The following is a 10,139-nucleotide window of genomic DNA, read 5'->3' on the forward strand; positions in this document are numbered from 1 at the left end:
GACCGGGGCCGGGGCCGCGGAGTACGGGGCACCCTGGCAGGCGCCGCCCGGCCCCGAACCGCTGGGCGCGCTCGTGCTGCCGGTGGTCCCCGGGCCGCGTGCCGACTGGTTCACACCGGAAGCCCTGCGCACCCTCGCCGCCGGGACCTACCGGGTCTCCCCGGCGAGTAACCGCATCGGCCTGCGGCTGGAGGGGCCGCGCCTGGAGCGCGCGTACGAAGGCGAACTGCCCAGTGAGGGCATGCCGCTGGGCGCTCTCCAGGTGCCGCCGGAGGGCCGCCCCGTGGTGTTCCTCGCGGACCACCCCACGACCGGCGGCTACCCCGTCATCGGGGTCGTTCCGGAACCGGCGCTCGCCGCCGCCGCACAGGCGTCGCCAGGAACTCCTGTTCGCTTTACTCTGACGTAAGGATTACTTCTCAGTAGGCCGCGGTATTCGCCGTGCATTTCTCACGCCCGCCTCATGACAAACATGACTGTTGTCCGCGCGCACGGTATGGGACTCTCTTTCCCGTGCTGCCAGAGGGGGGCCGATGGACAAGCGGTACGAGATTTTCTGCCTGGCCGACAGATACTTCTACGACACTCCGGAGAGCCTGTCGGAGCGCCAGGAGTCCGCGGGCCGCGGCACCGGCACGGACGATGTGCTGCCCGCCGCGCGGCGCGACGTTCCCGCCGCCTGGCGCCGCTCGCGCCAGGCCGACTGGCTGGAGCACTGGCCCGACCGGTACGCCGGGCGCGGCACCGGAGCCGGCGCGTTCCCCGCGCAGGGCTGGAAGGTGCATGTCTCGGCCTGTCTGGAGAACGCGGCACGGATAGCGGACGCCGTATGGGACTACTGCGTTCCGCGCGGCATACCCTTCAAGTTCGTCCCCTCCCGCACCCGGCTCCATCTGCGGAATGCCAAATACGCGCCCCGGTCGGGAAGCGGGAAATTCGCCACCCTCTACCCCAGAAGTGAAGAGCAACTTCACACGGTTCTCACAGAACTCGGCGCCGAGCTCGCCGGGGAGCCGGGACCGTATGTCCTCACCGATCTGCGCTGGGACGAGGGCCCGCTCTATGTGCGGTACGGCGGATTCACCCCGCGCTATCTCCTCTCGCCCGAAGGCACCCCCGTCCCCGCCATCGAGGACCCGCAGGGGCGGCTGGTGCCCGACCGCAGGGAGCCCGCCTTCCATGTGCCGGAATGGGTGGAACTGCCCGCCTTCCTCCAGCCGCACCTCGACGCGCGCGCCGCGGCCACCCTGCGCGAGCTGCCCTACCGCGTCGAGCGCGCCCTGCACTTCTCCAACGGCGGCGGCGTCTACGGCGGCACCGACCAGCGCACCGGAGAGCGGGTGGTGCTCAAGGAGGGCCGGCCGCACGCCGGGCTCGCCGCGGACGGCGCCGACGCCGTCGCCCGGCTGGAGCGCGAGAAGGCCGCCCTCGACGCGCTCGCCGGGCTCGACTGCGCCCCCGGCGTCCGCGACTGGTTCACCCTCGACGGCCACTGCTTCCTGGTCCTGGACCACCTGCCGGGACAGCCGCTCAACGCCTTCTTCGCCCAGCGCCACCCGCTGCTGACCGCCGAGCCCGACCCCGGGGCCGTGGCCGAGTACACCCGCTGGGCGCTGCGTATCCACCGGCTCGTCCAGGAGGCGGTGGAGACGGTGCACGCCCAGGGCCTCGTCTTCAACGATCTGCACCTGTTCAACGTGATGGTCGCCCCCGACGAGCGGTCCGTCGCGCTCCTCGACTTCGAGGCGGCCGGGCGCGCGGCGGACGGGGCGCGCCAGGTCGTCGCCCACCCCGCCTTCATGGCCCCGTCCGACCGCACCGGCTACGACGTCGACCGCTACGCCCTCGCCTGCCTGCGGCTCGCGCTGTTCGTCCCGATGACGACCGTGCTCGCCGTCGACCGGGGCAAGGCCGCGCACCTCGCGCGGATCGTCGAGCGCCAGTTCCCCGACGTCCCCCGGGACTTCCTCGCGGAGGCGGTCGCCACCATCCAGGGCCCCGCCGCCGCTGCGGAGCGCCCCGCACCGGCGACCGGGGCCCGGTCGACCGGGCCCCAGCCCCAGTCCCAGCCGTACGAGCCCCCCGTCGCGCTGCCGGACGCGCTCGACCCCGCCGGCTGGCCCGGCGTACGGGACGCGCTGGCCGGCGCCGTACGGGCCTCCGCCACGCCGGAGCGGGACGACCGGCTCTTCCCCGGCGACCTCGCGCAGTTCGAGCCCGGCGGCGGACTCGGACTCGCGTACGGCGCGGCCGGGGTGCTCCACGCCCTCGCCGAGAGCGGGGCCGGCACCTACCCGGACGGCGAGGAGTGGCTGCTGCGCCACACCGACCCGCCCCCGCGCGGCACCCCGCTCGGCCTCTACGACGGACTGCTGGGCGCCGCCCTCGCGCTCGACCGGCTCGGCCACACCAAACGCGCCGTCGAGCTGGCCGGGATGGTGGCCGACGAGCGCGCCGGATGGGACCGCCTCGGGCCCGCGCTCTACGGCGGCCTGGCGGGCATCGGCCTCGCCTTCGACGAACTCGCGGCGCGCACCGGCGACACCGGGCTGCGCGACGCCGCCGACCACGCGGCGCGGCTGCTCGCCGACCGCGCCGGCGACATCGGGCAGCGGGCCCGCGGCGGGCTGCTGTACGGCGCCTCCGGCGAGGCCCTGTTCCTCCTCAGGCACTACGAGCGGACCGCCGAGCCCGCGCTGCTCGACTCCGCCGCCACCGCGCTCCGCGCCGACCTCGCCAAGTGCCGCCCCGGCCGCGCCGGCACCTGGCTGCTGGAAGAGGGACACCAGCAGCTTCCGTACCTCGGCGAGGGCAGCGTCGGCGTCGCCGCGGTGCTGGACGAGTACGCGCGGCACGCGCCGGTCGGCGAGGAGTTCGCCGCGGCCCGCGCCGCCATCCTGCCCGCCGCCAAGGTCCGCTACTGCGCCCAGCCCGGCCTCTTCCGGGGCCGCGCCGGACTGCTGCTGCACCTGGCCCGCACCGCGGCTCCGGGCGTCACCCGGGCCGAGCTGGCGGCCCAGCTGGACGGGCTGTCCTGGTACGCCATGGACTACCGCGGCCATCTCGCCTTCCCCGGCGAGCAGCTGATGCGGCTGTCGATGGACCTGGCCACCGGAACGGCCGGCTGCCTGCTGGCGGTGGCCGCCGCAGCGGCCCGCGGCTCCGCGGCGTCCGTACCGTTCCTCCCCTTCCTGTCGCCCCCGCCCGCACCGGCGGGCCGCGGCGGCACCGAGACCGGCCCCGTCGAGGGGCCGTAGCAGAACAACAACAGAACAACAGCAGAACAACGGCGATACACAGTCCCCAACCCGAAGGAAAGGACCACATCATGGCGCTTCTCGACCTGCAGACGATGGAGCCCGAGGAGACGGCGACCCACGGTGGCGGCGGCAGTGTGGCCAGCCTGCTGCTCTGCGGCGACAGCGCGCTGAGCCTCGTCACCTGCCACCACTGACCCCGCGTCCGATCAGTGCACCGGCCCCGTGAGGAGCCGAGATGTTCCCTTCCCGTACCCTGAAGGGGCGCGGGGCTGTGTCCAGGTTCGGCTCCGCCGCGGGGCGCGATCGGCCACCATGGCGCCGCAGCCTGCGACGCACGGCAAGAGGCAGCCCCGATTCAGCAGCCGGTGCCGGGGGCGGAGCGGAAGGGGCCCGCTCTCTCATCCTGGAGGCCGCCCGGCCGGGGACCCGTACCCTCGCCCTCTTTCTCGCCGGCACGGCCGCCGCGGCCGTCACCCTGCTGCTCCCCGCCGTCCTCGGCCGCGCCCTCGACGCGCTGCTGGCGGGGGAGGACGCGGGCCGCTGGCTGGCGCTGTGCGCCGCGCTGGCCGGTGCCGCCGTGCTGTGCGACGCCGCAGAGACCGTGCTCACCGGCACGCTCAACTCCCGTACGGCGGCGAGGCTGCGCACCGGGCTCGTGCGCCATCTGCTGTCCGCTGCCCCCGGCGCCCACCGCTTCAGCGCGGGCGACCTGGTCACCCGCGGCACCCTGAACGCCGCGCACGCCGGTACCGCGCCCAGCGCCGCCGCCTCGGCGTTCGCGGCGCTCGCGCTGCCCGTCGGCGGCGTGGTGGCGCTCGCGCTGCTCGACCCCCGCCTCGCGGCGGTGTTCCTCGCCGGGATACCGCTGCTCGCCCTGCTGCTGCGCGCCTTTCTGCGCACCACCTCCGACTGCGTCACCCGCTACCAGCACGAGCAGGGCCGGGTGGCCGGACGGCTGGTGGAGGTGCTGGACGGGGCCCGTACGGTCGCGGCGGCCGGGACGTACGAGCGCGAGGTCGACCGCGTCCAGGGCCCGCTGCCCGCGCTGAGCCGCCAGGGGCACCGGATGTGGCACGTCCAGGGCCGCTCGACCGCGCAGGCCGCCGTGCTGGTGCCGCTGCTGCAGATCGGTGTCGTCGGCGCCGGCGGACTGCTGCTCGCGGCCGGCGAGCTGAGCGTGGGCGGACTGGTCGCCGCCGCGCGCTACGCGGTGCTCGCCGCGGGCGTCGGCGGACTCGTCGGGCACCTCAACGGGCTGGTGCGCGCCAGGGGCGCTGCCCGGCGGCTCGCCGGGGTGCATGCGCTGCCGCCGCTGCGGCACGGGACCGCACGGCTCCCCGACGGCGGCCCCGGGCGGCTGGAGCTGCGCGGCGTGCGCGCCGTACGGGACGGCGCCACCGTCCTGGACGCCGTGGACCTCACCGTGCCCGGCGGTGCCACCGCGGCCGTCGTGGGCCCCTCCGGCTCCGGCAAGTCGCTGCTGGCGGCGCTGGCGGGACGGCTGGCGGAGCCGGAAGCGGGCCGCGTGCTGCTGGACGGCGTCGACCTCGCGGAGCTGGAGCGGTCCGAGCTGCGCCGCGCCGTCGGCTACGCCTTCGCGCGCCCCGCGCTGCTGGGCGGCACCCTCGCCGGGACCATCGGGCTCGGGGCCGGGCCCGGCCGGCCCGACCCCGAGCGGGTGGCGGCCGCGGCCCGTGACGCCTGCGCCGACACGTTCATCCGCACCCTCCCGGCGGGCTACGACACCGCCTGCGCCGATGTGCGGCTGTCCGGGGGCGAGATCCAGCGCCTCGGCCTCGCGCGCGCGTTCGCACACCGCGGGCGGCTGCTCATCCTGGACGACGCCACCTCCAGTCTGGACACGGCGACCGAACTGCGCGTCACCGAGGCGCTGCTGGGCACGGTCGCGCACACCCGGCGCCCGCGCACCCGGCTGATCGTCGCGCACCGCGCCTCGACGGCCGCCCGCGCCGATCTGACGGTGTGGCTGGAGGCCGGCCGGGTCCGCGCCGTCGCCCCGCACGACCGGCTGTGGCAGAACCCGGCCTACCGGCGGCTGTTCACCCCGGACCCGTACTCGGACCCGTACTCGGACCCGGCGGCGGAGGCCGAAGCGCCATGACGGAGCGGCTTGTACGGCGCGGCCTGCCGCGGGCAGGCGTCCGCTTCCTCGCGGACCGGCGGGGCGCCGTGGCGGCGCTGGCCGGATGGTCCCTGCTGGAGTCGGCGCAGACGTTCGCGCTCGGCTACGCGCTGGCCCGTGCCCTCGACGACGGCTTCCTCGCAGGCAACACCGCGGCGGGCCTCGGCTGGCTGGCCGTGGCCGCGGTCGGGGTGCTGGTCGGGGCGCTGGGCACGGCGCGCGTCTACCGCGCGGTGGCCGCGCTCGCGGAGCCGCTGCGGGATCTGCTGGTGGGCCGCGTGGTCCGGCACGGGCTCGCGGAGGCGGTGCTGCGCGACGGCGCGAGCGGACCGCCGCCCGGCACGGGCGGCGCCGGGCTCGTCTCCCGCGTGACCCACCAGGTGGAGCTGGCCCGGGACAGCTTCAGCGGTGTGGTGATGGTGGCCCGCTCCTTCGTCTTCACGGCGCTGGGCGCGCTCGCGGGCCTGCTCGCCCTGGCGCCCCCGCTCCTGCTGGTGGTGCTGCCCCCGCTGCTGCTGGGCCTGGCCCTGTTCTTCGGGACGCTGCGCCCGCTGGCGCGCCGGCAGGCGGAGTTCCTGGCGGCCGACGAGCGGCTGGCCGCCGAGCTGGGCTCGGTGGCCGCGGGCCTGCGCGACGTGGTCGCGGCGGGTGCGGAGGAGCGGACGCGTACGGCGCTGGCCGCGCGGGTCGAAGCGGAGCGCCGCGCGGCGGACGCGCTCGCCCGCTGGAGCGTGTCGCGCGCGCTGGCCGTCGGCCTGGGCGGCCGGGCCCCGCTCGTGCTGCTGCTGGTGCTGGCGCCCTGGCTGCTGGACCAGGGGGTCACCCCCGGCGCCCTGGCGGCGGCCGTGACCTATCTGACGCAGGCTCTCCTCCCCGCGCTGGAGGGCCTGGTCCAGGGCTTCGGCAGCGCGGGGGCGCGGCTGGCCGTGGTCATCACCCGGCTGACCTCCGGCTCCCCGCACCCGGCACCGGGGCCGCGGCCGGCCGCCGCAGCAGACCCGCGCCCCGCGACGCCCCGCGAGGGGCAGCCCGTACCCGGCAACGCCGTCGAGGCGCACGGGGTGCGGTTCGGGTACGGCGAGGCCGACCGGGACGTCCTCGCGGGGCTCGATCTCGTCGTACCCCGGGGAGGCCGGCTCGCCGTCGTCGGCCCCAGCGGAACCGGAAAGTCGACCCTCGCCCTGCTGATCGCCGGGCTGCTCACCCCCCGCGCCGGGGAGATACGCGCCGACCCGCGCGTCCTGATCCCGCAGGAGGCGTATGTGTTCACCGGCAGTGTGCGCGACAACCTGCGGTATCTGCGGACGGACCCCGTCCCGGACGCCGAGGTGCTGGCGTCGGCCGCGGCCGTGGGCGCCGGCCGGCTGGTGGCGCGGCTCGGCGGACCGGACGCCGACCTCGACCCGGCCGCGCTCTCGGCGGGGGAGCGGCAGCTGCTCGCGCTGGCCCGCGCCCACCTCTCACGCGCGCCGCTCGCCGTGCTGGACGAGGCGACCTGCCACCTCGACCCGGTGGCGGAGGAGCGCGCGGAGCGCGCTTTCGCACAGCGGCCGGGCGGCACGCTCGTCGTCGTCGCGCACCGCATCAGCTCAGCGCGCAGGGCGGAGCGCGTACTGGTGCTGGACGGCGCCCGCGCCGTCGTCGGCACGCACGACGAGGTCGCCGCGCGCTCGCCGCTCTACCGCGATCTGGCCGGAATATGGGCGGTCGGCGACCGCTCACAGCCAGCCGGCCCCCCGGGAGATACGGATGGCATCAATCCGGTTGCGCGCCCCGGTCTTGCGGGTGATGGCCGACATGTAGTTGCGCACCGTCCCGTCGGCGAGGCTCAGCCGGTTCGCGATCTCCGCGATCGAAGCGCCCTCGGCGGCGACTGACAGCACGCACAGCTCCCGCGCCGTCAGCGGCACGTCCTCGGCGCGCAGAAAGGCCACGGCGAGCGCGTCGTCCACGAACCGCTCGCCGCGCGCCACCCGCCGCACGCCGGTCAGCAGCACCTCGGGGCTGGCGTTCTTGTCGACGAACCCGAGGGCCCGCGCGGCACGTGCCCGGCGCAGTGCGCCCGGCCGGCTCGCGCTGCCCAGCACCAGCAGCCGGTTCGCGGGGCGCGCGCTGCCCAGCTCCTCCAGCGAGGGGCCGCCGCCCGAGTCCGCGTCGGCCACGCACACGTCGGCGGGCTGCTCCCGTATGGAGCGCAGCGCTCTGCCCGCGGGCGTGGATCTGATCACCATGTCGTGTGCCTTGCCCAGCAGTTCGGCTAACCCGGATCGCAGTAGTCTGAGATCGTGCACGACAAGCACCCGAATCACGCTTTCCACCCTCCGTGGCCTCCCCCAGCCGTATGGGCACGCGTTCAGAACGCATCGCCCCGTCCTTCATACCCGCGACCGGGGAGTCGCGCGAGGGCGGAGAACCGGCCAGCCCGTGCTGCGCCGACCGCCCCTGGCGGCCCGTCAGGGGCACCTTGGTCGGCTCGTGGATCAGGCTTCCGTCACATCGATCAGGCGGCAGACCGTCTCGATGTCGATCTTCACCTGGGCGATCGAGGCGCGCCCCGACAGCCAGGTGATCAGCGCGGAGTGCCAGGTGTGCTCGATGACCCGCACCGCGGACAGCTGCTCCGGCGTCGGCTGCCCCTCCAGGCCCATCGCGTCCAGCACGATCGCCGTCGTCAGCCGTGAGACGGTGTCCACCTCGGGGCTGACGGAGCGGTCGGCGAAGGTGAGGGCGCGCACCATCGCGTCGGCCAGGTGCGGCTCCCGCTGCATCGCCCGGAACGCGCGCATCAGCGTCTCCGCGACCCGCGCCGACGCCTGCTCCTCGGCGGGCGGGCGCTTGTGCAGCGTCGCGTGCAGATGCTGCAGCTGGTCGTGCATGGTGGCGACCAGCAGATGGATCTTGGAGGGGAAGTAGCGGTACAGCGTGCCGAGGGCCACGTTCGAGGTCTCGGCGACCTCCCGCATCTGCACCGCGTCGAAGCCGCCGCGCCGCGCCAGCTTCGCGCTCGCGTGCAGGATGCGGCGGCGCCGCTCCTCCTGGCGCTCGGTGCGCGGGGGAGAGGCGGCGGGGGACGGCGGTGTGTGCGGCGTCTGCGGTGTCGACTGGGTGGGCATGAATCCGTTTCCGTGGCCTGCCCGGCCGGGTACGCGCCGCCGGGCGCCGTGCATTCTCGCAGGCGGTCCCGGGGTGGCGCGAATCACCGGAGCCCCTCGTTCCAGGGAAGTGACCGGCCGGTAGATTCGTAGCCGATGAGCGGCGGGACCGCGTGGAACCTGTCAATCATGAAACTTGTTCTAGGTTAGCGCGAGCGGCTACGCTCCGCCGGAAACGCAGCGACGAAGGGGGCGGCGAGTGACCGCTAGGGCCGTACGCGAACGTCCGCTGCGCATCGGACTGCTGACCTACAAGGGGAACCCCTACTGCGGCGGCCAGGGCGTCTACGTCCGCCATCTGTCCCGCGAGCTGGCGCGGCTCGGCCACACCGTCGAGGTGATCGGCGCCCAGCCCTACCCCGTCCTGGACGAGCACCCCGGGCTCACCCTCACCGAGCTGCCCAGCCTCGACCTCTACCGGCAGCCCGACCCCTTCCGCACCCCGGCGCGGCACGAGTACCGCGACTGGGTGGACGCGCTGGAGGTCGCCGCCATGTGGACCGGCGGCTTCCCCGAGCCGCTGACGTTCTCGCTGCGCGCCCGCCGCCATCTGGCCGCCCGGCGCGGCGCGTTCGACGTGATCCACGACAATCAGACGCTCGGCTACGGCCTGCTCGGCGGTGCCCGCGCCCTGGGCGCCCCGCTGGTCACCACCATCCACCACCCCGTCACCGTCGACCGCCGCCTGGAGCTGGCGGCCGCGGCCGCCGAGGGCTGGAAGCGCCGGCTGTCCGTACGCCGCTGGTACGGCTTCACCCGGATGCAGCAGCGGGTCGCGCGGCGGCTGCCCAGCGTGCTGACCGTCTCCGGCTCCTCCCGCCAGGAGATCGTGGACGACCTGGGCGTGCGCCCCGACCGGGTCCATGTCGTGCCGATCGGCGCCGACACCGAGCTGTTCGCGCCGGACCCCGCGGTGCCCGAGGTGCCGGGCCGGATCGTGACCACCTCCAGCGCCGACGTCCCGCTCAAGGGGCTGGTGTATCTGGTGGAGGCGCTGGCGAAGGCGCGGGCCGAGCGGCCCGAGGCGCATCTGGTCGTCGTCGGCAAGCGCCCCGAGGAGGGGCCGGTCGCCGCCGCGATGGAGCGCTACGGACTCGCCGACGGCGCCGTCGAGTTCGTCAAGGGCATCAGCGACGCCGAGCTGGCGGCGCTGGTGCGCGGCGCGCAGGTCGCCTGCGTCCCCTCGCTCTACGAGGGCTTCTCGCTGCCCGCCGCCGAGGCCATGGCCACCGGCACCCCGCTGCTGGCCACCACCGGCGGGGCCATCCCCGAGGTCGCCGGGCAGGACGGCGAGACCTGTCTGGCGGTGCCGCCGGGCGACGCGGGCGCGCTCGCCGCCGGGCTGGTGCGGCTGCTGGGCGACCCCGGGCTGCGCACCCGGCTGGGTGCCGCCGGACGCGAGCGGATCCTGTCCCGCTTCACCTGGGAGCGGGCTGCCAGGGGAACCGTCGAGCGCTACCGGGCCGCGATGGACGCCGGAGCGTCCGCCTCCGCCGCGTCCCGGCCTCTCCCGCGGCCACCCGCCGAGGCGGCACCCGCCGTCGCCGAGCGCGCGTGACCGCCGCCCGTCCCGCTGTCCCGCCC

Annotated in this window: 6 protein-coding genes and 2 pseudogenes; 6 read left to right on the forward strand and 2 right to left on the reverse strand. The window is 75.6% G+C overall.

Translation table 11 applies throughout. From position 1 onward, the window contains the following. The 5 genes and pseudogenes from G5C65_RS22965 to G5C65_RS22985 all read left to right on the forward strand — a co-directional run. A pseudogene (locus G5C65_RS22965) lies at window positions 1-409 on the forward strand (biotin-dependent carboxyltransferase family protein); the annotation flags it as partial. A 124-nt stretch (window positions 410-533) separates the two neighbouring features. After that, window positions 534-3,257: a class III lanthionine synthetase LanKC gene (gene lanKC, locus G5C65_RS22970; protein WP_165300810.1), complete on the forward strand. Its 2,724-nt coding sequence runs from the start codon at window positions 534-536 to the stop codon at window positions 3,255-3,257. A gap of 71 nt (window positions 3,258-3,328) precedes the next feature. After that, window positions 3,329-3,454 carry a SapB/AmfS family lanthipeptide gene (locus G5C65_RS22975; protein ID WP_165300811.1) on the forward strand — a complete coding sequence of 42 codons (126 nt, stop codon included), beginning with the start codon at window positions 3,329-3,331 and terminating at the stop codon, window positions 3,452-3,454. 41 nt (window positions 3,455-3,495) lie between these two features. Then, on the forward strand, window positions 3,496-5,382 hold the full coding sequence (locus G5C65_RS22980; protein ID WP_165300812.1) for an ABC transporter transmembrane domain-containing protein: 1,887 nt from the start codon (window positions 3,496-3,498) through the stop codon (window positions 5,380-5,382). Then, window positions 5,379-7,280, forward strand: coding sequence for an ATP-binding cassette domain-containing protein (locus tag G5C65_RS22985; protein ID WP_241265979.1), 1,902 nt, complete (start codon window positions 5,379-5,381; stop codon window positions 7,278-7,280). Before G5C65_RS22980 ends, G5C65_RS22985 begins: the two co-directional genes overlap by 4 nt. On the opposite strand, the pseudogene G5C65_RS22990 reads toward G5C65_RS22985, so the two are convergent. Both G5C65_RS22990 and G5C65_RS22995 read right to left on the reverse strand, forming a co-directional pair. After that, window positions 7,206-7,634, reverse strand: a pseudogene (locus G5C65_RS22990) (LuxR C-terminal-related transcriptional regulator); the annotation flags it as partial. The gene G5C65_RS22985 and the pseudogene G5C65_RS22990 sit on opposite strands and share 75 nt — an antisense overlap. A gap of 249 nt (window positions 7,635-7,883) precedes the next feature. Beyond that, window positions 7,884-8,516: a TetR family transcriptional regulator gene (locus tag G5C65_RS22995; protein ID WP_165300814.1), complete on the reverse strand. Its 633-nt coding sequence runs from the start codon at window positions 8,514-8,516 to the stop codon at window positions 7,884-7,886. 238 nt (window positions 8,517-8,754) lie between these two features. Between G5C65_RS22995 and G5C65_RS23000 the strand changes: the two genes are divergently transcribed. After that, a complete protein-coding gene (locus G5C65_RS23000; protein WP_165300815.1) occupies window positions 8,755-10,113 on the forward strand; it encodes a glycosyltransferase in 1,359 nt (452 codons plus the stop codon). The last annotated feature ends 26 nt before the right edge of the window (window positions 10,114-10,139 follow it).

The sequence above is a fragment of the Streptomyces boncukensis genome (genome assembly GCF_011045075.1).
GTDB classification, from domain to species: Bacteria; Actinomycetota; Actinomycetes; order Streptomycetales; family Streptomycetaceae; genus Streptomyces; species Streptomyces boncukensis.

What these genes read in the sequence shown, in the direction of transcription:
- lanKC (WP_165300810.1), top strand. Translation starts at nt 534, where the DNA reads ATGGACAAGCGGTACGAGATTTTCTGCCTGGCCGACAGATACTTCTAC.
- G5C65_RS22975 (WP_165300811.1), top strand. Translation starts at nt 3,329, where the DNA reads ATGGCGCTTCTCGACCTGCAGACGATGGAGCCCGAGGAGACGGCGACC.
- G5C65_RS22980 (WP_165300812.1), top strand. Translation starts at nt 3,496, where the DNA reads ATGTTCCCTTCCCGTACCCTGAAGGGGCGCGGGGCTGTGTCCAGGTTC.
- G5C65_RS22985 (WP_241265979.1), top strand. Translation starts at nt 5,379, where the DNA reads ATGACGGAGCGGCTTGTACGGCGCGGCCTGCCGCGGGCAGGCGTCCGC.
- G5C65_RS22995 (WP_165300814.1), bottom strand. Translation starts at nt 8,516, where the DNA reads ATGCCCACCCAGTCGACACCGCAGACGCCGCACACACCGCCGTCCCCC.